The following is a 21,813-nucleotide window of genomic DNA, read 5'->3' as shown; positions in this document are numbered from 1 at the left end:
TCAATCATGTTATAAAAATATAACATGTCAAGTGCGAATCAGGAAGATCTGGTCTTCAAGGCACTGGCCGCGCCGGTGCGGCGGGCGATGCTCGACCGGTTGAAGGAGGCGCCGCTGACGACCGGGGCGCTTTGCGAGTCTTTTCCCGCACTTGACCGCTGTACGGTGATGCAGCACCTGAAGGTGCTGGAAGGTGCTGACCTCGTTATCGTCAAACGGGAAGGGCGGGAGCGCCGCAACATCCTGAACCCGCTGCCGATCAAGGCGATCCATGACCGATGGATCGGCGAGTATGCGGCGAATGCTGTCTCGCTGCTGGATCGCCTGAAACGCGACCTGGAGGGGTGACCGCCAGAGCACCGGCGGGCCGAAACCGCTGCGCGAGGCGCGGGCGATTTTGCATGGCTCCATAAGGCGAATTGATATGTCGACGAGTTTTGCTGAAGAAACGCCCTTTCGGGTTGCGCGTTTCGGACAGCTCGCGTATCCGTGGCGCTGTCCGCCGCTTGCCAGATTTCCCGCAAGCGGCTTTTTTCGTCCAGGGTTTTGAACATGTCCACGCAAACCGCAGTTCGGCCGGTAGGCTCCTCCAACAGCTGGGGCGAGCATATCCGCGCAACGCTGGCGCTGGGGATTCCACTGATCGGCGCCCAGTTCGCCCAGCTCGGCATCCATACGACCGACGTCGTCATCGTCGGGCAACTGGGTGCGCAATCGCTTGCGGCGATGGTTCTTGCCGGCCAGTTCTTCTTCACCGTCTTCATCTTCGGCTCGGGGCTCTCGATCGCCGTCGTGCCGATGGTGGCGCAGGCCTCTGGCCGCGGCGACGTGGTCTCGGTGCGCCGTTCGCTGCGCATGGGCATGTGGGCCTCGATCGCCTACACGCTGCTGACGATGCCGCTCTTCTTCAATGCCGAGCGGATATTGCTCGCACTCGGCCAGAAGCCGGAGGTGGCGGCCCTTGCCGCCGGTTACGTGATGATCGTCCAGTTCGGGCTCCTGCCGGCGCTGCTCTTTGCCGTGCTGCGGGCCCTCGTCAGCGCCATCGGCCGGGCGGGGATCGTGCTCTACGTGACGCTCGGGGTGCTGGTGATGAACGGCGTTCTGGCCTACGGCCTCGTGCTCGGCCATTTCGGCCTGCCGGCGCTCGGCATGACCGGGGCGGCGATCGTCGCCGTCTGCGTCCAGTGGGCGAGCTTCCTCGCCATGGTCGTCTATATTCAAACTCGCGAGCAGACCCGCAAGTACGAGCTCTTCGTCCGTTTCTGGCGGCCGGACTGGCATGCGCTCTGGGAAGTCGTGCACCTCGGCCTGCCGATCAGCGTGACCGTTCTCGCCGAAGTGAGCCTCTTCACCGCCGCCTCGCTGCTGATGGGGCGTATCGGCACGATCGAGCTCGCCGCACACGGGATCGCCCTGCAGCTCGCCTCCATCGCCTTCATGATCCCGCTCGGCCTCTCGCAGGCAGCAACCGTCCGGATCGGTGTCGCCCATGGTCGCGGCGATTATGCCGAGCTCGTGCGGGCGGCGATCGCCGTTTTCGCCATCGCCAGCCTGATCGCGATCGCCGGCGGCATTCTCTTCTTTTCGTTGCCGCGCGAGCTCAGCAGTGTCTTCATCGACGCCAACAAGCCGGAGGCGCCGGCGGTGCTCGACTTTGCCGCGCATCTCGTGGTCGTCGCCGGCATCTTCCAGCTCGTCGACGGGCTGCAGGCGATCGCAAGCGGCCTGCTGCGCGGCCTCAAGGATGCCCGCGTGCCGATGGTCATGGCGCTCATCGCCTATTGGCCGATCGGTTTCTTCCTCGCCTGGCTGATGGCCTTCCCGCTCGGTCTCGGCGGGGTCGGCATCTGGCTCGGCTTCCTCGTCGGGCTCGGCAGCGCCTCGTTCCTGCTTTGCGCCCGCTTTTTCCTCAGGGTGCGCTACGAAATGCGAACGGCCCGGCAGTGATTGCCGGGCCGTCGAAATGATCCGCTAATAAGAGAGTCCGATCAGCGCTCTGCGAGCGCCGCTTCGCCCTTTCTCTCGCGCACCATGTTCATGAAGCGGCGGAAGAGATAGTGGCTGTCCTGCGGACCGGGCGAGGCCTCCGGGTGGTGCTGGACCGAGAAGACCGGCTTGCCGACGAGGCGCAGGCCGCAGTTCGAACCGTCGAAGAGCGAAACGTGAGTCTCCTCAACGCCTTCCGGCAGCGACTTCGAGTCGACCGCAAAGCCGTGGTTCATCGAGACGATCTCGACCTTGCCGGTGGTGAAGTCCTTGACCGGATGGTTGGCGCCGTGGTGGCCCTGGTGCATCTTCTCGGTCGTGCCGCCGAGCGCCAGCGCCAGCATCTGGTGGCCGAGGCAGATGCCGAAGACCGGCAGGCCACTGTCGATGAGCTTGCGGATGACCGGCACGGCATAGATGCCGGTCGCGGCCGGGTCTCCCGGGCCGTTCGACAGGAAGATGCCGTCGGGATTGAGCGAAAGGATATCCTCGGCGCTGGTCGTCGCCGGCACCACCGTGACCTTCGCGTCGAGCCCTGCGAAGAGGCGCAGGATGTTGCGCTTCACGCCGTAGTCGACGCAGACGACGTGGTACCGGGCGTTCTCGGCGCCCAGTGTGCCAAAACCCTTGTTCCAGACCCAGGGCGTTTCCGTCCAGACCGACGACTGGCCGGAGGTCGCGACCTTGGCGAGGTCGAGGCCCTCGAGACCGCTCCAGGCCTTCGCTTCCGCCTTCAGCGTTTCGAGGTCGAAGACGCCGGCCGGATCGTGGGCGATCACCGCGTTCGGGGCCCCGTTCTCGCGGATCCAGGCCGTCAGCGCGCGGGTGTCTACGCCGCAGAGGCCGATGATGCCACGGGCCTTCAGCCAGGCGTCGAGATGCTGGGTGGCGCGGTAGTTCGAGGGGTCGGCGATGTCGGCCTTGAAGATCACGCCGACGGCGCCGTTGCGGGCGGCAGGCGTCAGGTCTTCGATGTCTTCCGCGTTGGTGCCGACATTGCCGACATGCGGGAAGGTGAAGGTGACGATCTGGCCGAGATAGGAAGGATCGGTCAGGATTTCCTCGTAACCGGTGAGCGCGGTGTTGAAGCAGACCTCCGCCTGCACCTTGCCCGTCGCGCCGATTCCGCGGCCCTCGATCACGGTGCCGTCGGCAAGAACGAGAAGGGCGGTTGGCTTGCGGGTGGTCCAGGGGGCTGTCGCGGTCATATTCCGTTCCTTGGTTTAGCCGTCTGCCCCCGGTTCCCTTGAAGAACCGGCTGACAGTGGCCATTTTCTGTCGCAGATCGAGGCTGCGCGGCCAAGCGCGCTTGAAGCCCTGATTACATTTTCGTGCAGGTGCCGGAAAATAGACGGATCGCTCCGCCAGGTCAATTCTTCACTGTGGAAACCGTGGAATTAACGTCCATCGGATTCAACGGCTTGTCTAATTGATTTGCCTGAGCGGACGCCACTGGCTATTACTGCGGCTCAACTGACAAGGAAAAGCCACAATTGACCGAGCCTGCCCAACGGCTTTTTCGCGGAGAAAGATCATGATGCGAGACGTGCTCGCCAATTCCCTCAAGGATGCCCTGAAGGCCAAGGATACGTGCCGGACGTCGACGTTGCGGCTGATCCAGGCGGCGATCAAGGACCGGGACATCGCCAATCGCGGGCTGGGCAAGGACCCGGTCAGCGACGACGAAATCATGCAGATTCTCGTCAAGATGATCAAGCAGCGGGACGAATCCGCCCGCATCTATGCCGAGAACGGACGTCCGGAACTCGCCGCCCAGGAGCGCGAGGAAATCGGCGTCATCAAGAGCTTCATGCCCGAGCAGCTGTCGGAGGAGAAGGTGCGCGAACTCTGCGCCTCCGTCATCACCGAGACCGGTGCGCAAGGCCTGCGTGACATGGGCAAGTGCATGAACGCGCTCAAGGAGCGCTATCCCGGCCAGATGGACTTCGCCAAGGCTTCCGGCGTGGTCAAGGACCTGCTGAAGTAAACAGCGCCATTTTGAAACGGACTGCTGCAACTCCGCCTTCGGGCGGAGTTTTGCGTTCAGCGCTTCGAGCGCTTCTGCTCGGTCACGAAATGGCGCAGGACCGCGTTGATGCGCGTCTGGTAGCCCTTGCCGGTCGCCTTGAAGAAATCGACGATATCCTCGTCGAGCCGGATCGAGATCGCCGTCTTCTGTGGCGGGGTGACGGCGACCGCCTTGGACCAGTCGATGTCGATAAAGTCCTGCCAGTCGGGATCGTCACGCATGGCCGCGACGATGTCCTCGTCGGTCATGGCATCGACGCGTTTCCAGTCGGTGCGGCTCTTTTCGCCCCTTGCCCGCTTGCGCAGTATGTCCTCACGGGTAACGCGCGTAATATTCTCGTTGCTCATTTGGGCGTGCGACGCGCGCTGAAATTATCCGGCAGACATCGCCCCTCGCCGTATAGACTACGGCGATCAGGCGTAAGTCATCCGGGCAAATTGCAACCGTGCGTCTCTCTCCATTTCTATCGGAAGGATATTCGACACGCGGCAAGGCCAAGGCCAATACGGCGTCTTCGAAATCAATCCCGTGTTTCTCTATATTCCTCAGTCGCTTGTTTTCGTCCCATTCGAAGCGGGAGAAGTCTGGTTGAGAGACATCCATAGGCACCGCTTCCTTCGGGACGAAAGAGGTTGGACTCAGTTTTGTCCGCTCGCCCCACGAGCTCTCTGGTCGTCGAGGCGTCGACAAAGACCAAATCGACAAAATTGTATATACAAACGTACGTACGGTCAACAGCTGTGAATAACGGGTATCACGCATCGGCGCGATGGCATTTGCCGTGCGGGCGGCCTATATGGATGGATCGACCCCGAGGACATTCATGCGCTTTTCCCAACCCTTTCTCGACGAGATCCGCGACCGCGTGCCGATTTCGGCGGTGATCGGCCGGCGCGTGTCCTGGGACCGGAAGAAGACCAACGTCTCGCGTGGCGACTACTGGGCGTGCTGCCCCTTCCACGGCGAGAAATCGCCGAGCTTCCACTGCGAGGACCGCAAGGGGCGCTACCACTGCTTCGGCTGTGGCGTCACGGGCGACCATTTCCGCTTTCTCACCGATCTCGAAGGCCTGAGCTTTCCGGAGGCGGTCCAGCAGATCGCCGACATGGCCGGGGTACCGATGCCGGCGCCCGATCCGCAGGCCGAACGGCGGGAGAAGGAGCGCACGACCCTCCTCGACGTCATGGAGATGGCGACGGTCTTCTTCCAGGAGCAGTTGCAGACGGCGAACGGCGCCAGGGCGCGGGCCTATCTGCGCGAGCGCGGCCTTTCCGGGCGAACGATCGAGGCCTTCCGCCTCGGCTACGCGCCGGAGAGCCGCAACGCGCTCAAGGAATACCTCGCCGGCAAGGGGGTGCCGAAGGAGCAGATCGAAGCCTGCGGCCTCGTGCGGCACGGCGACGACATTCCCGTCTCCTACGATTATTTCCGTGACCGCATCATGTTCCCGATCCTGTCGTCGCGCGACAAGGTCATCGCCTTCGGCGGCCGCGCAATGGCGCCGGATGCGCTGGCGAAGTACATGAACTCGCCGGAGACGGAGCTCTTCCACAAGGGCAGCGTGCTCTACAACTTTTCCCGCGCGAGACGGGCGATCCAGGGGGCGGGCGGTGCTGATACCATCATCGCCGTCGAGGGCTACATGGACGTCATCGCGCTCGCCCAGGCGGGTGTCGCGAATGCCGTCGCGCCGCTCGGCACGGCACTCACCGAAAACCAGCTCGACCTCATGTGGAAGATGACGCCGGTTCCGGTGCTCTGCTTCGACGGCGACGGCGCCGGCCAGCGGGCCGCCTTCCGCGCCGTCGATCTCGCCCTTCCGCATCTCAAACCCGGCCGCTCCGTCCGCTTCGCGCTGCTGCCGGACGGCAAGGATCCGGACGATCTCGTCAAGCACGAGGGCCGCGCGCCCTTCGACAAGGTGCTCTCCGAGGCGCGTCCGCTCGCCGAGATGGTGTGGCGGCGAGAGGTCGGGGGCGGCGGCTTCGACACGCCGGAAAAGCGCGCTGAGCTCGAGGCGCGGCTGAAGCAGGTGATCTCGGTCATCGCCGACGAGAGCGTCAGGCGGCACTACCAGCAGGACGTCCGCGACCGCCTCAACGCCTTTTTCCAGTCGAGCGCGCCGGCTGGGCGCGGCGAACGTCGCGGCGGCTTCGAGCGCGGGCAGCGGCAAGGGCAGGGCAGGGGCGGGGCCCCCGGACAGGGCTACGCGCAGCGCGGCGCGGTGGTCTCCGAGCGGCTGGCGCGGTCCGGCATGGTCAAGGGCCGGTCCGACCAGCCGACGCTTCGCGAGAGCGTGCTGGCACTCACCGTCGTCAACCATCCGCAGATCCTGCAGGACGACTACGACGAGATCGCCCAGATCGAATACGAGAGCCGCGACCTGCAGCGCCTCTGGTCGGCGCTCCTGACCGCGGCGGCGGGCGCGGGCGCCCATCTTGACCGCGACCATCTGACGGCAAAGCTGGACGAGCAGGGCTTTTCTGAACTCATCCGCAGTCTCGACCAGCAGATCCGCAATGCGCGGCTCTGGACCGCGACCGAGATCGCCGCCGGCGAGGATGCGCGCGAGGGCTATCGCCAGGCGCTGTCGTTGCACAAGCGTGCGCGGGCGCTGAAGACGCAGCGGCTCGAACTCGAGCGCGAGATCGCGGAGGCGACGGAAGCGGAGGATGCCGATCGCATCGGCCAGCTGATCGGCGCGCTGCATCAGGTTCAGCTCGAGATCACCCGCATGGAAAACCAGGAGGCGATCGTCGACGGCTTCGGCGTGATGTCGGGACGGGTGAAGGGTGCTGCGACCGGGCACCATTAGACGGCTCGCTGGGCGATCGCCGGCAATATCGGCTTCGGCGGCGCGCTCCCCCTTGTCTTCCGCGGTTTCGATCCTACATCTGCGTTGACAAACGAGGCTGATGGCTCGTTGCCGCGGTTTTTTCCAATTTTCCTGGGTATTGACGCCTGGAGAGCTTGACGCCGGGAAAATTTGTGGGAATCACCAGAACGGGCATTTGTAGGTGAATTGGATCAGGGCGGATCTATATTACCATGTGCGGTCATTTGGAAGCGCAGATGTGCGGCGTGGCCGTGGGTACTCCCGTAGTTAATCGGGGATTAAAGATCATTCCGTTAGGTCAGTGACTGTGATTCGCGGCGGACAGGGCCGGTTGGGGCCTGTCCGCGTGGTGTCACGTGGTAATGACAGCGTCAGGGAAAGCGACGAGATACATGGCAACCAAAGTCAAAGAAAACGAAGAAGCCGACAGCGAACGCGACGGTGCGACGGACGGTCCGCTTCTCGATCTTTCCGACGACGCGGTCAAGAAGATGATCAAGGCGGCGAAGAAGCGCGGCTACGTCACCATGGACGAGCTGAACTCGGTGCTGCCTTCTGAAGAAGTCACCTCGGAGCAGATTGAAGACACCATGTCCATGCTTTCGGACATGGGCATCAACGTCGTCGAGGACGAAGAGGTCGAAGAGGCCGCATCCGACGACGACGACGGTGGTGACGACGGCGAGGAAGGCGGCGAACTGGCGCCGACCGCCGGCACCGCGCTCGCGACCGCCAAGAAGAAAGAGCCGACCGACCGCACGGACGATCCCGTGCGCATGTACCTGCGCGAAATGGGCTCGGTGGAGCTTCTCTCGCGCGAGGGCGAAATCGCCATCGCCAAGCGCATCGAGGCCGGCCGCGAAACGATGATCGCGGGCCTCTGCGAAAGCCCGCTCACCTTCCAGGCGCTGATCATCTGGCGCGACGAACTGAACGAAGGCACGACGCTGCTCCGCGAGATCATCGATCTCGAAACCACCTATTCCGGTCCCGAGGCCAAGGCTGCTCCGCAGTTCCAGAGCCCGGAAAAGATCGAGGCGGACCGCAAGGCGGCCGAGGAGAAGGAAAAGACCCGCCGCGCCCGCGCGCCGAGCGGCGACGACGACATCACCAATGTCGGCGGCGAAGGCCTGCCGCCGGAGGAAGAGGAAGAAGACGAGGACGAGAGCAACCTGTCGCTTGCGGCGATGGAAGCCGAACTGCGTCCGCAGGTCATGGAAACCCTCGACCTCATCGCCGACACCTACAAGAAGCTCAGGAAGCTGCAGGACCAGCAGGTGGAGGCGCGTCTCGCCTGCGCCGGCACGCTGTCCTCCGGCCAGGAACGCCGCTACAAGGAACTCAAGGACCAGCTGATCACGGCGGTGAAGTCGCTGTCGCTCAACCAGAACCGCATCGATGCGCTGGTCGAGCAGCTCTACGACATCAACAAGCGTCTCGTTCAGAACGAAGGCCGGCTGCTGCGCCTTGCCGAATCCTACGGCGTCAAGCGCGAGGCTTTCCTCGAACAGTATCAGGGTGCGGAACTCGACCCGAACTGGATGAAGTCGATCGGCAATCTGGCGGCGCGCGGCTGGAAGGAATTCGCCCGCGAGGAAAACCAGACGATCCGCGACATCCGCTCGGAGATCCAGAACCTCGCCCAGGAAACCGGCATCTCGATTTCGGAATTCCGCCGCATCGTGCACATGGTGCAGAAGGGCGAGCGTGAAGCGCGCATCGCCAAGAAGGAGATGGTGGAAGCCAACCTCCGTCTCGTGATTTCGATCGCCAAGAAGTACACGAACCGCGGCCTGCAGTTCCTCGACCTCATTCAGGAAGGCAATATCGGCCTGATGAAGGCGGTCGACAAGTTCGAGTATCGCCGCGGCTACAAGTTCTCGACCTATGCCACCTGGTGGATCCGGCAGGCGATCACCCGTTCGATCGCCGACCAGGCCCGCACGATCCGCATTCCGGTGCACATGATCGAGACGATCAACAAGATCGTCCGCACCTCGCGCCAGATGCTGCACGAGATCGGCCGCGAGCCGACGCCGGAAGAACTGGCCGAGAAGCTCGCAATGCCGCTCGAAAAGGTCCGCAAGGTCCTGAAGATCGCCAAGGAGCCGATCTCGCTCGAAACCCCGGTGGGCGACGAAGAGGATTCGCATCTTGGCGATTTCATCGAGGACAAGAACGCGCTGCTGCCGATCGACGCGGCGATCCAGGCGAACCTCCGGGAAACCACGACCCGCGTTCTCGCCTCGCTCACCCCGCGTGAAGAACGCGTGCTGCGCATGCGCTTCGGCATCGGCATGAACACCGACCACACGCTCGAAGAAGTCGGTCAGCAGTTCTCGGTCACCCGCGAACGTATCCGCCAGATCGAAGCCAAGGCACTCCGCAAGCTCAAGCACCCGAGCCGCTCGCGCAAGCTCAGAAGCTTCCTGGACAGCTGAGAAACAGTCTGCAGAAGTCAGAAAAACAGAAGCCCGGCGAGAGCAATCTTGCCGGGTTTTTCGTTGCGCAGGGATCGCGTGGGTGAGGCGCCGGGGCTCTTGCCTCGCCGACAGCCACCATGCATCTTGCACTTGGGCGTTGCAACCGGGGGCAAAGGGCATGGCGCGAAGGACGCAAGCGATCGGCGAGATAGAAGACCGGGACGGGCTTGAAGCGTATCTCGCGACACGTTCGATCGCGGAGGCGCAGTTGGTGGCACTGCGCTCTGCTTTGCGTGTGCTTCCTACGATTGTGTCTTCACCCTCCATCAGACCTGATCGGCAGCGGCGCTTGACACTTGCGGGCTTCAGGGCACTGTTCATTTCATGGGCCGCGCGCAATTATCCGGCCCACGAAATGGCCGCCGCCGCTTCCGCCGCCGCTTCCGACGCCGCCAAAGCCGTCGCCGACGCCCTCCCCGCCGGCAGAGCCGCCGTCGCCGAAGGCAAAGCCGCCTTCGCCACCGCCGCCAGAGCCTTCGCCACCGCCGCCAGGGCCTTCGCCGTCGCCGACTCCGCCGCCTTCTACGCCGCCGACTCCGCCACCTTCACCGCCTACGCCGCCGACGCCACCGCCAGAGCCGCCGCCGCTTTCCCCGGCAGCAGAGCCGCCGCCGCTGCCAGAGCTGCTATTTGGGCCGTAGTTCGTGCCGATCTGGAACAGGCTGCCCAGAGCGGGGCGGGCTCGCTTCTGCAGACCTCTCTTTGGGCCGGGGTACCGAGGCCAGTCTGGGTCGTGAATGCGGAGAATGGGTTTGACGAAAGCCTGAATAGGCTTGGCGCGGATTGGGGCGTGGTCCGGGACTGGTACGCGGCCGTTGCGAGAGGCCACGTCCCCTTTATGCATCTGGCCGGGCGGCGCGAGGATGTGATTGTCTCGCTGGCGACCGAAAAGAACAAATTCTGGGAGCGTGATCCTGACGAGGTGATGCAGGATGTGGCCGCGCGGCTGGGGGGGCGCGGTGGTGAGGAAAGCGCGGCGTCACGAGAGCCTCACCCAACATCCGGAACGGATAAGGAGACGACGAAGCGTAGTAAGGTCGATTTCTTTATCAGCTATTCGACCCGTAACGAAACCGAGGCGAGGGAGATCAACGCATATCTGGAAGATGCCGGTTACACGACGATCGCGCAGTTCAAGGACTTTCCCGTTGGCTCCAACTTTGTGATCGAGATGCAAGAGGGGCTGGAGCGGGGCGCGAGGGCCGTTGTGCTTCTTTCTCCCGACTATGTGGTTTCGGAGCATTGTCGGGCGGAATGGGCCGCGATCTACAATGCCGATCCCATTGGCCGGAAACGGAAGCTTGTCTCCTTTCTTCTGCGTCCGGCAGAACTCAATCGATTGGCGCGGCAGATCGTCTACAAGTCCCTTGTCGGATTGCCCCGTGAGGAACGGCGGCGGGCAGTGCTCGATGCGATCCACCATAACGGGGCAGTGGAGCCGGAGGCCCTGCGTCAACGCCTCGCGGAAATCGCTAGCCCCGACGTAGTTAGCACGCCTGATCAAAAGCTTGACGCCGTGCCCAACGCGACCTTCGACCGCGCCGCCTACGACGTCGATTTGCCCGACTTGCCGACAGTCCTGCGCTCAACTGTTTCGGCGCTGCTCAAAGCGCTGCCCGCCAATGCGCCGCCAGTGATCGGAGCGGTTCTTGAAGGATACAGGGCGCACCTCGATGAACGTGGAACGAAGCCTATCGTGGGGCTCTTGGTCGATTATGCCGAGATCGCACAACTGGAATTCAATTCGACCGATTTCGAGCTGTGGGGCGCCGGTCTGTCCCATCTTTTCATGCGATACTTCTCCCATCATGCCAGGTTTCTCGGTCACTATCCGCTTTCGCAGGAGCGCGAACGGACGTTCGCGGAGGCGGAGGTCAACGAAGATTTGGCAAGTGGCAGCGATTTTGTCACTCCTGTCGTCCAGGTTGCCGACGTCATTGATCGTCTCGCCGAAATTGATGGGGTGACGCCCAGATATGAGAGCGTTGTAAAGGCGCAGGCACGAATGGCCACAGATATCGATGGTTTGCCTCCCAATATCGGTGAAAATGCCGGCAAAGGAAATGATGTGACGCCAAAGCGCCGCTTCGTGCTGATGCAAATTGGTTTTTGGGAGCGTTCGCTTGCTGCTTTGGCGGGAATCTCAACCCTAATAGCAACACCTCAGGCGCAGGCGGCAGTGGTTGCCCTCCGGCGAGCCATCGAGGCATTTTTGAAGTTTCTTGTCTAAACGGCTTTTCTCTCACCCGTGACCGTTGCGGACTTTATCCCGTCTCCTTTCCGACTTACATGCTCTGCATGAACGACGAGACGCCGAGACCGCGCAGCAGCAGCACTCTCCGATGGGGCATACCGGCCTCCGTCGCGCTGCATCTCGTCTTCGCTGCCGTTCTCTTCTTCGAGCTGCCCTTCGAGATGCCCGCGCCGCAGAAGGAGGAGAGCGTCAGCGTCGAGATCGTGCCGCCGCCGGAGGAGAAGAAGCCGGAGCCGCCGCCGTCTCCGAAGGAAGAGAAAAAGGAAGAGCCTCCACCACCTCCGAAAGAGGAGAAAAAGGAAGAGCCGCCTCCGCCGCCACCGCCGAAGCAGGAGGAAAAGAAGGCGGAGCCGCCCCCTGCCGCAGCGGAGGGACAGCCGCCGGGAGGCCGCGTGCCGATCCCGGTGCTGCGTCCGGTCTTCGCCTTCGGCGAGAAGGACAGCGGCCCCCGCAAGGCGCTCGACGGCAATGCCGCGGAGGAGCCGGCGGCAAAGCCTCCCGAGGAGAAGCCGCAGGTGGAGCCCAAGCCTCCGGCCGAGACGGCGGAGAAGAAGGAGCCTGCGGCCGGTGCGAAGCCGCAGCCTGCGATCGACCTCCCGAAGGCCGACATGATGGACGAGACGGCCAAGCCCGGCGCCGGCGATCTCGCCGCGGAAACGATCGCCGCGCTCGAGGAGACCGCGCCGGAAAGCCCGCCGGAGGCCGAGCCGAAGCCGGATGCGCCCGCGAAGGCGGATGCGCCGAACGACCTTCCCGAAGTGAAGAGGCTCTTTTCCACCGCGATCACCGACAACCCGGTCGCGAAGACGGCGATGGGCGACATGCCGCGGGACGAGCGCGCCGCCGAGCTCTGCGTGACGGAGCTCCGCGAGCAGCTCCGCCGTGCCTCGCCGCCCTACCGGCCGGAGCTCCTGCCGTCCTTCGCGCTGAAGACCGGGACGGTGCTCGACGTCCGCAACGCCGCCTTCCGGGCGAGCGCCCGCTGGTACGAGTTGCGCTTCCGCTGCGAGCTCGACGCGGACGCGATGAGCGTGCGCTCCTTCGCCTTCGCGGTCGGCAAGGAAATCCCGAGGAGCGAGTGGAAGAACCGGGGCTTTCCGGTCTTCTGAGGTCCGCTCAGCCGACCAGCGCGAGGCGGCCGGCGATCGTCCACATGACGAGTGCGATCACGCCGTCCAGCAGGCGCCAGGCTGCGGGCCGGGCGAAGAGGGGACGCAAGAGGCGCGCGCCGTATCCGAGCGAGAAGAAGAACAGGAAGGAGCCGGCCGCCGCGCCGATCCCGAAGGCGGTCTCCCGGCCGGGATACTGCGTCGAGATCGAACCGAGCAGCACGACGGTGTCGAGATAGACGTGCGGATTGAGCCAGGTGAGTGCGAGGCAGGTCGCGAGCGCCGCCGCAAGGCTTTGTGCCCCGACCTCCGAGGGGTCGAGGGCGGCGTTGCCGGCGACCGCCGCGCGCAGGCTTTTCAGGCCGTAGAAGGCGAGAAAGGCAACGCCGCCGAAGCGCAGCGCCGGCTCCAGCCAGGGCAGGGCGCCGGTCGTGGCACGAAAGCCGGAGACACCGGTCGCTATCAGCACGGCATCGGAGGCCGCACAGGTGAGGCAGATTGAGAAGACGTGCTCGCGCCTCAGCCCCTGACGGAGCACGAAGGCGTTCTGGGCACCGATCGCGACGATCAGGCTGAGGCCGAGGAAGAAACCGGAAATCGCTGCTGTCGTCATCGGACCTCTCCGTCAAGAATGGTCTTTGACTACGCCTCGGCGACGGATTAGAAAAATTAAATTTCCGCGGCTAGGATAAGAGAAATTTACCGATGATGGACTACGCGCTGCTGGATGCGCTCGCCACCGTTCTCCGCGCAGGGAGCTTCGAGAAGGCCGCGCGCCTTCTCGGCCTGACGCCTTCGGCGGTGTCGCAGCGGATAAAGCTCCTCGAGGAGCGTCTCGGCCTCGTGCTCGTCGTCCGCGGCCAGCCCTGCACGGCGACGCCCGCCGGCCAGAAACTCTTCTGCCACGTGGAGGAGGTGGCGCTGCTCGAAAACAGTCTGCGCGAGGAGATCGGCGTCAGCGCGATCCCCGCCGAACGTCCGAGCATCCGCATCGCTGTCAATGCCGACAGCCTGGCGACCTGGTTCGTCTCGGCCATGGCGGCGGTCGACGACTGCCTGTTCGACCTCGTGCTCGACGACCAGGACCACAGCGCCGAGTGGCTGCGGCGCGGCGAGGTTCGGGCGGCGGTGAGCGGCGACAGCGGCGCCGTGCAGGGCTGCGACAGCCGCCCGCTCGGGGCGCTCCGCTACATCGCGACCGCGAGCCCGGCCTTCGCCCGGCGCTGGTTTTCGGATGGCGTGACGCCCGAGGCGCTCGCCGCTGCGCCCTGCCTCACCTTCAACGCCAAGGACATGCTGCAGGCGCGCTGGATCGGAAAGGTGTTCGGCGAGGCGGTTGCGACGCCGACCCACTGGCTCCCCTCGTCCGAGGCCTTCGTCGACGCGACGCTCGCCGGCGTCGGCTGGGGCATGAACCCGGAGGCGCTGGTCAAGGACCTGATCGCCGAAGGCAGGCTGGTGCCGCTCGTCGAGGATGCGCCTTACGACGTGCCGCTCTACTGGCACTGGAGCCGGTCGGTGCAGCCGGCGATCCGCGGCATCACCGCGGCAGTGATGGAGGCCTCCGGCGCCGTCCTGCTGCTGCCGGAAACATGAGCGCCGGCTGCCCCTTGCCGCGGCGGCTGCCGCGCGCTACCTCCTCGGAATGGGTGGAGAAGCGGGGGAGAAGAAAGATGCGCCTCAAGAGCCAGATCGATGCGAGCCTCGCGGCGATCAACCGTCGCGATTTCGAGGCCCTGATGGGGCTGATCGACGACGAAGCCGCGCTCGACATGCCGGACGGCAGCCGGGTGATCGGCGCCGAGTCGATCCGCAACACGCTCGCGGCCTTCATCCTCGGCCGCGACATCCGCTTTTCCGACATCGTGGTGATGACCGGCGAGGCGGATCTCCGCGGTGCGGCCGAGGTGACGCTTTCCGCCATGGTGAAGGCAGAGCCCGGCGAGGACGAGCCGGAAGAGGGACGGGTTTCTCTGCCGGCGGTCGTCGTCTTCGAACGCGACGACGGGCCGTTCCAGAGAATCAGCCTCTTCTGCGCGACGCCGCTTTGAGCCGGTTTACGACAGATAGTCTTCGAGGACGTTGACGATCATCGCGTGGTCTTCCTCCGAGGCAAGCCCGGAGACGGTGATGGCGGCGACGACGCCGGTACCGGTGACGCGGACCGGGAAGCTGCCGCCGTGGCAGGCGTAATCGAGCGGATCGAAGCCGTGGTCGGGACCGAGCGTGCGGCCCTTGAGGCGGTAGCTTTCGCCGACGCGCATCGAAGACTTGTGGAGTCTCAGCGTCACGTTGCTCTTGCGCCGCGCCCAGTGGTCGTTGTCGGGCGAGGAGCCGGGGAGCGCGGCATGGAAGAGCGTGCGGTCCGGCGTGCGGATGTCGATGACCACCGGCGCCCCATCCCGCCTTGCCGCCTGGACCAGCCGCTCGCCGACCTCGTAGGCCACCGTCTCGTCAAAGGCCGAAAAGACCAGCGCCTTTTCCTGCGCCTCGAGTTCGTCGATCAGGCTGGTGTCCGTGCTCATGGCGTGCTCCTCTGCTGGACGTGACGGTCGCCGTGGACCTTGCGGCGGCGCGGCATCGAATGTCAAATGCATCCGCCCCGACGGCAGGGGCGAGAACGGGCCGACGACGGAGGTGAACGTGCCGCAGACCATTCTCACCATCGCGACCTCGGGGCAGGGCCTCTACGAATTCACCGGCGAGGTGCGACGCTTCGTCTCCGGCTATAGTGGCGAGGGTCTGCTGACGCTCTTCGTCCGCCACACCTCCTGCTCGCTGCTGATCCAGGAAAACGCCGATCCTTCCGTGCAGGACGACCTCACCCGCTTCCTGCGCCGGCTGGTGCCATCCGCCGACGATCCGTCGATGCGCTGGATCACCCACAACAGCGAAGGACCGGACGACATGCCGGCGCATATCAAGGCGGCGCTGACGCCGGTCTCGCTCTCCGTGCCGGTCAACGACGGCCGGCTGCTCCTCGGCACCTGGCAGGGCATCTATCTCTTCGAGCACCGCGACCGGCCGCACCGGCGTTCCGTCGTGCTGCACCTTTCCCCGTGATTCGCCACTTTCGGCCGATGAACGGCAAGTGAACGGCGGGTTCTGACAGCGTTCAGCCCCGCGCCGCTATCGTCTTCCCAATCGACAGGCAAACGGAACCCAAGGGTTCCACGCCACAGACCAAGGAGGAAGACATGCACAACATTCTCGCAAAGGCAGGCCTTGCGGCCCTGATCGCCCTCGGTGCGGTTTCTGCGACGGCCGGCTCGGCTGCGGCAGGTTCGGACTTCGGCGTCGGCATCTATATCGGCGAACCCGGCTACTATCCCGGCGAGCGCCGCGGATGGGAAGATCCCTACGGCCGTTACGAGCGCCATGACCGTTACGAGCACCATGACCGCTACGAGCGTCGCCAGTACCGGCCCTGCAATCCCGGCCGCGCGGTCGAGAAGGCCCGCTGGAACGGCCTTCGCCATGCCCGCGTCCAGCGCGTGACGCCGCGCAAGGTGGTCGTCGCCGGCTACCGTCATGGCGACTACGACCGGATGGTCTTCGCCAACGTGCGTGGCTGCCCGATCATCGGCTACTGATTGCGCCCACACCGCTGGGGGGCGCCGGCCGCTTCTGCCTCGGGTCAGGTCCGGGCAGGAGCGGCCGTTCGCATTTTCACACCTACTGCTTGATCGCGTAGGTGATGTTGACCGTCACGCTGTAGCTGTTCTCGCCGGCCTCGATCGGAGCCGGTGCTCCGGCCATCATGTCCTTCTCCATGGCGGCGCGGAACACCGGCTGCGGCATCGGACGGGCGAAGTTCTCGCTGATCTCCACCACGCGGCCGAGCGTCACGCCGGCGGCTTCGGCGAGCGTCTTCGCCTTGGCGATCGCCTCGGCCGCAGCGGCCCTGCGGGCCTCGCTGATCGCGGCGTCGGGCTTGTCGTTGGTGAAGACGATGCTGCCGCCCTGGTTGACGCCGAGCCGCACCGACTGGTCGATGATCGCGCCGAGCTTGCCGAGATCGCGCACCCTGACCGTCAGCCCGTTGGTGACCGCATAGCCGATGATTTCCGGCTCGCGGATCTGTTCGTCGTCGTTGCGGTCGCGGTAGCGCGGCATGACCGAGAAATCGCTGGTCTGCAGGTCGCGCGCCTCGATGCCGCCGGCCTTCAGTTCGGCAATGACCTTGCCCATCGCCTCGGTGTTGGCGGCGAGCGCTTCGGCGGCGGTCGGCGCCTCGCGCAGAACGCTGAGCGAGAGGATCGCGAGGTCGGGCGCCAGCTTCGCTACGCCTTCGCCGGAGACGATGATGGTGGCTTCGCGCAGCTTTTCCTCTTCGGCGAAAGCGGCGGCGGGGGAAAGCGTGGTGGCGCAGGCGAGTGCCACGAATGCGAGGGAAGGCAGGATACGGCTCGTCATCATCTAGTCCTCTGGTTAATCGGTCCCTTCGCATAGCGTGATGGCGGGTGATTGTGTAGCCATTGCGGCAATGGCTTGTCGCCTCCACCGAATTGCGTTAGAGCGGGACCTAGCCGGCGGGGACCATTGCCGCCGGCGGCGCCTGGCGCCGGGCCTGTAGCTCAATGGTCAGAGCCGGCGGCTCATAACCGCTTGGTTGGGGGTTCGAGTCCCTCCGGGCCCACCAAAATTTCTTTAAAATCAACGAATTACATATCGGTTAGCCAGCAGGGTTAGCCAGATGGTTAGCCACGCTTCTTTTTGCTCTGCACGAGGCGAGTAACCTTGCTCATGGCGTCCCTCGCCAGAATCACTTGCGATGCTTCGCGGCTGTAGAGTTCGGCATGCTCAATGTCGTCGTGCCCGAGGGTGTCCATGAGCTGTCTCGTACTCGCGCCACCTTCGGCCAGAAGCTTGCCGAGGGACTTCCGAAGACCGTGCATCGTGCATCCCTTCGGCATGCCGGCGCTGTGCGTCCAGTCAGCCATGCGGCCGGTGAGCGACTTTTCGGAGAAAGGCTTGCCGTAGGCGGTCAAGAGGACAGTATCGCCTTGGCGGGGCAGCGGCTCAAGCGCATCCCTCAGCATGGGCGTGATCGGCAACACGAGGCGCTTGCCGCCCTTCGTCTGCTCAATGGTGACGACGCTCCTCTTGAAGTCGAACATATCCCAGGTGACTTTCGCCACGTCAGAGCGGCGGTTCCCCATCCACAAGGCAAGCGCGTAGCAGGTCCGTGGCGTCGTGCCGATCGCCCACCGGGCTTCGAACGCCTCGCGCTCCGCTTCCGTCCAGGCGCGCCAACCCTTGTATTCGGGCCGATAGGAAAGCTTGTAGGTCGGATCGATCTCGATCCATTCCTCGTCGAGGGCAACATGGAGCATCTTCCGGATCGCCACCAGCAAGTGTTTGGCCTTATGCGGCGTTTCCGAGAAGCGGGCAAGGATGTCCTTGATGTGCCGGCGCTTCAGATCCTCGACCAGCATATCACCCCAGAGCGCCGGATCGTCGGCAACAACGGGCAGGTTCAAGAACTCTTCCGCAAGCCGAATGTTCTTCGCCTTCGTCGCGTCGTCGTGCTTGATCCACTCGGGCGTGCGTAGAGCACGCTTCCAGGCATCACGGAACGACTTCGGCACCGTGGCGCCGGGATGCGCCACCACAGAAGCCTTTCGCGCTGGACGGCCTTCTATGGCCGCCAGATAGGCCTCTTCAAAATCCGGTTCTCCGGGCTGGCCGGAGATCGAGATCGTCTTTCCCGACCGCCTATAGCGCCAACGCGTGCGGCCGTGGCGATCCTGGAAGCTCGAGAGATACGGGCGGCGCTCGTCTTCCATCAGAATTTTTCCGTAGAGCCATGCTTGTGAAGCGTGTCGAGTTCGGAATCGTCCATATCGGCAGTCTGCCGGTTGTGATCGTCCTTCGCCTCTTCGGCCTCCCAATACATCAGGCGTTCGCGGATCTTCTCGCGTGTTTCATCGTCGACGTCCTGCACTCGACCAGTGGCGATGCCCTTCACAGTCTCGTAGATCGCCTCCTTGAGGTGCGTCACGGCTTCGTCGGCCGACGCATCCCCAAGGATTTGCGTCAAACCCAGCAATTGCGTGACACGACTCTCCAGACCCCAGGGCTCTGGAAACTCCCGCTCAAGCACGCGCACGATCTCGGTGTTCATCGAGCGGCCGTGGGCTTCAGCATACGTCTTGATGCGATCCCGAAGGCCGGGAGGTAGGCGGAGCTGAAATTGATCCGTCGCTGTTTTGTTCACGCCCATGCCGCAAATTCCCACGTTACTCATATCAAGCAGATACACAAAACGGTTGACAGTCAATCATATCTGCTTGATAGATCATATCTGCTTAGTATGATTGAGAGGTTAACGTATGAACGCAAGATCTCTAACCACCGAAACAGTGGAGCAATATCAGCTTCGTCTCCCTGCCACTCTTCGAGAAAAGCTGAAAAGTCGTGCAACGGCCAACCGCCGTTCGCTGAACTCCGAAATCCTCGTCTGCCTCGAAAAGGCAGTCGCCAGTACGACGGAAGGGGAGCCCAATGGCACGCGGGCATGACGGCATCGCCTATGCGCCTCGCGGCCTCTGCCGCGAGGAAGCCGCCCGCTATGTCGGCGTCGGCACAACAAAGTTCGACGAGCTCGTCGCAGCCCGTCGGATGCCCAAGCCCAAGCGGATCGATGGTCGCACGGTCTGGGACCGTGTCGCTCTTGATGCCGCCTTCAGTGATCTGCCGGACGACGGCGTGAACCGCATCGACCAACTTTTTGCGAGGAGGCAGTCATGACCGCCGACCTCACCATTTCCGAAAAAGTCGTCTGCCGGCTGCTCGAAGCAGCGTGGAGCCACTACCTCACGCTTCCGGCCGAGCGCCGCGACGAGGCCATGGAGTTCCGGCGCAAGCTCGATGACGCCGCGGCAGTTGTGAAGATGCGACCAGCTCATCGATCGGTGCAGGAGGGGGCAGGGGAACTGCCGCCTATTGAGATCATCGCGGGCGGTGCTCGCCCGCAGAAAAGAAAACGCTCGGCAACCGCGGCAACGGTCCCGAGCGGTGGTTCCACCAAATCTCCAGAGAGGATTTCAGCATGAACGAACACAGAAATATCACGCTTAAGCAGGATCCCGCAACTGGAGAGCCGGTCGCGCGCCGGTTGAAAAGGCTGGCAGACGAGTTGGCGGAGCTGCTCGTCGACGACCAGAAGGGGCAGGTGTTCTTGCAGATTTACCCGGCAGGACATGAAAAGGGTGTCGTCCTCCGCGCCATCGCGTCGCCGACTCTCGTCATCCCCATGAACGAATTCCAGGGCTCGTCTCGACCAGGTCTCGCCGACTTTCGCGAGGTTGCGGAGAACTTGCGAGACCTGGAGGATGACGTGCACGACCTCGCACGGGCGGTCACAGTTCTGGACGACTACGTCGGTCTGGCGCTCGACCGGTGCCGTTGGGATGACGGCGACGAGGTTACCTATCGCCTTAATCCGGAGACGGTCGAGAATCTCCTGTTTCTGGCGGCCGATGCCCGTCGGCGCGCGGAATATTTCCGCGACTGCTTCGTCGACGCCGCGATCTACCCGTTCACGGCCGATGGCGCCCAGGCGGCCGAAGTCGACGGGGAGGTGCGTCCTTGACCTCGCGCTACGCCTCGCGCGCCGGCTGTCATAGCCGGCGCGGAAATCTTGCGGAATTAGCGCGGAAAAATCGCGGAAAATGCCGGAACAAGTTGAAAATCGTCATGAGCGAAGCGCCGAACTTAGGAGAGGAGGAGCGAGTGAATATCCGTTCCGCCTCGCGGTTTCGATGGCTGGATTTGGTTATGGCAACCCCTGGCCTGCCACCTACGGCCTACCGGATCGCGTACTATTTCGCTCACGAGTGCGCAGGCCCGGACTCCTCCGGGATCTTCCCCAAGCAAGAGACGATCGCCGCTAACCGACAGGTCAGCCTCACGGCCGTGAAGGAGGCGCTTCGGAAGATGGAGGAGTTCGACTTCATCCGACGTAATACACGGGCGGTTGAGCCCGATCGGCGGGCAACTTCGTACCTCCTAATATGGCCGAAAAACAGGCGGAAATCCGCCCATAATTACAGGCGCGAATCCGCCCCCGATAGGGGCGCGAATCCGCCTATAGAACCTCCTCTTAAAGAACCTACCCCTCCGCCTTACGGCGGAGGGGGGATAGGTATGGATTCTTTAAATAGAGATAGTAGGAGCGAAAGAGACTTCCTTTCGGATCTCGATCCTGATTGGCACCTCGATCGTGACGCCGATCATTATCTCACCATGGAAGACGAGTGCCGGGCGCGCGAAGCGCCCGGCTCCTCCATCGACGGAGGCAACAATGACTGGTTCGAGTGACCTATTCGCCTGGGCCGATCGCACCTGCGCCGTGATTGCCTTCCCTCAGGAGCGCCGTATTGGCCGTCACCGGCAGATTGCCAGGACGATCTATGATGCTCGCGAGCACCCCAATAGGCAGGATTTCCTTCTGCGCCGTGCGGTTGAGCAGATGGAAAAGATGCTGCTCGACGCAGGTGTCCCGCAGCGTGAGGTCCTGTCACAACGCATCCCGTTCATCTTGGCGGTGGAACGTGAGGTTGAGCGTCTCGAAGTAATGGATAGGCTCGGAATCCTGCCATGACCAATGCCCTCAACGGTCGCAAACCAGATGCCGGTACACAGCAGCGCGCGCCGGATCCCGCGTCAGGTAACTCATCGCGTATCATTTGGACACTTCCGGCGATCGGCCGTCGCATCGGCGTCGGCGCCGACTTTGTGCGGGACACGCTGGCAGGTCAGAAGGACTCGCCAGTTAAGGAAATTGGTGGGCGTTACTATGCGTTCGAGGATGACCTGATCGCCTACCTGAGAAACCGTTGAGGTGGCACCGTCACCGGGAAAGTTGGTCCTGCAAGCGACGGACCCGATGGGCGATATTCTTCAGCTTCTTTTCGGCCTGGCGCAGCTCGGATATGGCGCGTTCCAGATCGCCGCGGTCAATTGCCGCTGCGCAGTATCCAAGCTCCCAATGGACGACGCGATCAATGTCGTCGGCCGCTGTCCTTGCTTCCATCATCGTAAAACCCTCTGAAACCATGAATTCCCCGCTCAAACCGTTATCATGAAGAAGGCGACATCAGCCATAA

General features: G+C 63.6%; 27 protein-coding genes and 1 tRNA gene. 19 read left to right on the top strand and 9 right to left on the bottom strand.

The genetic code is table 11. The features are described from left to right. Positions 1-24: 24 nt before the first annotated feature. Positions 25-348 (top strand): helix-turn-helix transcriptional regulator, encoded by a 324-nt coding sequence (locus NHF53_RS12165; RefSeq protein WP_114361380.1) that lies wholly within the window; start codon positions 25-27, stop codon positions 346-348. A 204-nt stretch (positions 349-552) separates the two neighbouring features. Beyond that, positions 553-1,950: an MATE family efflux transporter gene (locus tag NHF53_RS12160; RefSeq protein WP_114361381.1), complete on the top strand. Its 1,398-nt coding sequence runs from the start codon at positions 553-555 to the stop codon at positions 1,948-1,950. A 41-nt stretch (positions 1,951-1,991) separates the two neighbouring features. On the opposite strand, the gene carA is transcribed toward NHF53_RS12160, so the two are convergent. Further along, positions 1,992-3,197 carry a glutamine-hydrolyzing carbamoyl-phosphate synthase small subunit gene (carA, locus tag NHF53_RS12155; RefSeq protein WP_252834393.1) on the bottom strand — a complete coding sequence of 402 codons (1,206 nt, stop codon included), beginning with the start codon at positions 3,195-3,197 and terminating at the stop codon, positions 1,992-1,994. 329 nt (positions 3,198-3,526) lie between these two features. Here carA and NHF53_RS12150 point away from each other — a divergent pair, with 329 nt between their 5' ends. Continuing rightward, a complete protein-coding gene (locus tag NHF53_RS12150) occupies positions 3,527-3,976 on the top strand; it encodes a GatB/YqeY domain-containing protein (protein WP_114361806.1) in 450 nt (149 codons plus the stop codon). Between the two features lie 56 nt (positions 3,977-4,032). On the opposite strand, the gene NHF53_RS12145 is transcribed toward NHF53_RS12150, so the two are convergent. Together NHF53_RS12145 and NHF53_RS12140 are read right to left on the bottom strand one after the other, a co-directional pair. Then, complete coding sequence (locus NHF53_RS12145; protein ID WP_114361383.1) at positions 4,033-4,365, bottom strand: BrnA antitoxin family protein; 333 nt, start codon at positions 4,363-4,365, stop codon at positions 4,033-4,035. Continuing rightward, on the bottom strand, positions 4,331-4,621 hold the full coding sequence (locus tag NHF53_RS12140; RefSeq protein ID WP_252834392.1) for a BrnT family toxin: 291 nt from the start codon (positions 4,619-4,621) through the stop codon (positions 4,331-4,333). Before NHF53_RS12140 ends, NHF53_RS12145 begins: the two co-directional genes overlap by 35 nt. A gap of 220 nt (positions 4,622-4,841) precedes the next feature. Here NHF53_RS12140 and dnaG point away from each other — a divergent pair, with 220 nt between their 5' ends. From dnaG to NHF53_RS12120, 4 genes are all read left to right on the top strand, one after another. After that, complete coding sequence (gene dnaG / locus NHF53_RS12135; protein ID WP_252834391.1) at positions 4,842-6,833, top strand: DNA primase; 1,992 nt, start codon at positions 4,842-4,844, stop codon at positions 6,831-6,833. Between the two features lie 413 nt (positions 6,834-7,246). After that, the gene (gene rpoD, locus NHF53_RS12130) at positions 7,247-9,295 is read left to right on the top strand and encodes an RNA polymerase sigma factor RpoD (protein WP_252834390.1); all 2,049 of its coding nucleotides are present in this window, start codon (positions 7,247-7,249) and stop codon (positions 9,293-9,295) included. A gap of 160 nt (positions 9,296-9,455) precedes the next feature. Then, a complete protein-coding gene (locus tag NHF53_RS12125) occupies positions 9,456-11,567 on the top strand; it encodes a toll/interleukin-1 receptor domain-containing protein (protein ID WP_252834389.1) in 2,112 nt (703 codons plus the stop codon). Positions 11,568-11,635: 68 nt separating this feature from the next. Then, positions 11,636-12,700 carry a DUF930 domain-containing protein gene (locus NHF53_RS12120; RefSeq protein ID WP_252834388.1) on the top strand — a complete coding sequence of 355 codons (1,065 nt, stop codon included), beginning with the start codon at positions 11,636-11,638 and terminating at the stop codon, positions 12,698-12,700. Positions 12,701-12,707: 7 nt separating this feature from the next. Here NHF53_RS12120 and NHF53_RS12115 read toward each other — a convergent pair whose 3' ends face one another. Then, entirely contained in the window at positions 12,708-13,313 is a 606-nt protein-coding gene (locus NHF53_RS12115) for a LysE/ArgO family amino acid transporter (protein ID WP_252834387.1), read from the bottom strand. 92 nt (positions 13,314-13,405) lie between these two features. Here NHF53_RS12115 and NHF53_RS12110 point away from each other — a divergent pair, with 92 nt between their 5' ends. Both NHF53_RS12110 and NHF53_RS12105 read left to right on the top strand, forming a co-directional pair. Then, on the top strand, positions 13,406-14,296 hold the full coding sequence (locus tag NHF53_RS12110; protein WP_252834386.1) for a LysR family transcriptional regulator ArgP: 891 nt from the start codon (positions 13,406-13,408) through the stop codon (positions 14,294-14,296). A 77-nt stretch (positions 14,297-14,373) separates the two neighbouring features. Beyond that, positions 14,374-14,751: a nuclear transport factor 2 family protein gene (locus tag NHF53_RS12105; protein WP_252834385.1), complete on the top strand. Its 378-nt coding sequence runs from the start codon at positions 14,374-14,376 to the stop codon at positions 14,749-14,751. Between the two features lie 6 nt (positions 14,752-14,757). Here the strand turns inward: NHF53_RS12105 and NHF53_RS12100 are convergent, their stop codons facing one another. Continuing rightward, positions 14,758-15,225 carry a heme-degrading domain-containing protein gene (locus NHF53_RS12100; RefSeq protein WP_252834384.1) on the bottom strand — a complete coding sequence of 156 codons (468 nt, stop codon included), beginning with the start codon at positions 15,223-15,225 and terminating at the stop codon, positions 14,758-14,760. A gap of 118 nt (positions 15,226-15,343) precedes the next feature. Between NHF53_RS12100 and NHF53_RS12095 the strand changes: the two genes are divergently transcribed. Further along, complete coding sequence (locus tag NHF53_RS12095) at positions 15,344-15,763, top strand: secondary thiamine-phosphate synthase enzyme YjbQ (protein WP_252834383.1); 420 nt, start codon at positions 15,344-15,346, stop codon at positions 15,761-15,763. A 134-nt stretch (positions 15,764-15,897) separates the two neighbouring features. Continuing rightward, on the top strand, positions 15,898-16,293 hold the full coding sequence (locus NHF53_RS12090; protein WP_252834382.1) for a hypothetical protein: 396 nt from the start codon (positions 15,898-15,900) through the stop codon (positions 16,291-16,293). An 82-nt stretch (positions 16,294-16,375) separates the two neighbouring features. On the opposite strand, the gene NHF53_RS12085 is transcribed toward NHF53_RS12090, so the two are convergent. Then, entirely contained in the window at positions 16,376-17,116 is a 741-nt protein-coding gene (locus tag NHF53_RS12085) for an SIMPL domain-containing protein (RefSeq protein ID WP_252834972.1), read from the bottom strand. A 150-nt stretch (positions 17,117-17,266) separates the two neighbouring features. On the opposite strand from NHF53_RS12085, the gene NHF53_RS12080 reads away from it, so the two are divergent. Then, a tRNA-Ile gene (locus NHF53_RS12080) sits at positions 17,267-17,342 on the top strand. A 58-nt stretch (positions 17,343-17,400) separates the two neighbouring features. On the opposite strand, the gene NHF53_RS12075 is transcribed toward NHF53_RS12080, so the two are convergent. Both NHF53_RS12075 and NHF53_RS12070 read right to left on the bottom strand, forming a co-directional pair. Beyond that, on the bottom strand, positions 17,401-18,489 hold the full coding sequence (locus tag NHF53_RS12075) for a site-specific integrase (protein ID WP_252834381.1): 1,089 nt from the start codon (positions 18,487-18,489) through the stop codon (positions 17,401-17,403). Continuing rightward, positions 18,489-18,983 carry an Arc family DNA-binding protein gene (locus tag NHF53_RS12070; protein WP_252834380.1) on the bottom strand — a complete coding sequence of 165 codons (495 nt, stop codon included), beginning with the start codon at positions 18,981-18,983 and terminating at the stop codon, positions 18,489-18,491. The genes NHF53_RS12075 and NHF53_RS12070 overlap by 1 nt, the downstream gene beginning before the upstream one ends. Before the next feature lie 52 nt (positions 18,984-19,035). Here NHF53_RS12070 and NHF53_RS24290 point away from each other — a divergent pair, with 52 nt between their 5' ends. From NHF53_RS24290 to NHF53_RS12040, 7 genes are all read left to right on the top strand, one after another. Further along, positions 19,036-19,224 carry an Arc family DNA-binding protein gene (locus tag NHF53_RS24290; RefSeq protein WP_374591094.1) on the top strand — a complete coding sequence of 63 codons (189 nt, stop codon included), beginning with the start codon at positions 19,036-19,038 and terminating at the stop codon, positions 19,222-19,224. After that, positions 19,208-19,453, top strand: coding sequence for an AlpA family transcriptional regulator (locus tag NHF53_RS12065; RefSeq protein WP_252834379.1), 246 nt, complete (start codon positions 19,208-19,210; stop codon positions 19,451-19,453). The genes NHF53_RS24290 and NHF53_RS12065 overlap by 17 nt, the downstream gene beginning before the upstream one ends. Continuing rightward, on the top strand, positions 19,450-19,758 hold the full coding sequence (locus NHF53_RS12060) for a hypothetical protein (protein WP_252834378.1): 309 nt from the start codon (positions 19,450-19,452) through the stop codon (positions 19,756-19,758). Before NHF53_RS12065 ends, NHF53_RS12060 begins: the two co-directional genes overlap by 4 nt. Further along, positions 19,755-20,297, top strand: coding sequence for a hypothetical protein (locus tag NHF53_RS12055; protein ID WP_252834377.1), 543 nt, complete (start codon positions 19,755-19,757; stop codon positions 20,295-20,297). The genes NHF53_RS12060 and NHF53_RS12055 overlap by 4 nt, the downstream gene beginning before the upstream one ends. A 554-nt stretch (positions 20,298-20,851) precedes the next feature. After that, positions 20,852-21,025, top strand: a complete 174-nt coding sequence (locus NHF53_RS12050; RefSeq protein WP_252834376.1) for a hypothetical protein — start codon at positions 20,852-20,854, stop codon at positions 21,023-21,025. Next, positions 21,009-21,308, top strand: coding sequence for a DUF6074 family protein (locus NHF53_RS12045; RefSeq protein WP_252834375.1), 300 nt, complete (start codon positions 21,009-21,011; stop codon positions 21,306-21,308). The genes NHF53_RS12050 and NHF53_RS12045 overlap by 17 nt, the downstream gene beginning before the upstream one ends. Continuing rightward, positions 21,305-21,547, top strand: coding sequence for a hypothetical protein (locus NHF53_RS12040; protein ID WP_252834374.1), 243 nt, complete (start codon positions 21,305-21,307; stop codon positions 21,545-21,547). Before NHF53_RS12045 ends, NHF53_RS12040 begins: the two co-directional genes overlap by 4 nt. A 10-nt stretch (positions 21,548-21,557) precedes the next feature. Here NHF53_RS12040 and NHF53_RS12035 read toward each other — a convergent pair whose 3' ends face one another. Beyond that, positions 21,558-21,743, bottom strand: coding sequence for a hypothetical protein (locus tag NHF53_RS12035; protein WP_252834373.1), 186 nt, complete (start codon positions 21,741-21,743; stop codon positions 21,558-21,560). Between the last annotated feature and the right edge of the window lie 70 nt (positions 21,744-21,813).

The sequence above is a fragment of the Ciceribacter sp. RN22 genome (genome assembly GCF_024054295.1).
Classification (GTDB): Bacteria; Pseudomonadota; Alphaproteobacteria; order Rhizobiales; family Rhizobiaceae; genus Allorhizobium; species Allorhizobium lividum.
This window is presented reverse-complemented; position numbering and strand designations above follow the sequence as displayed.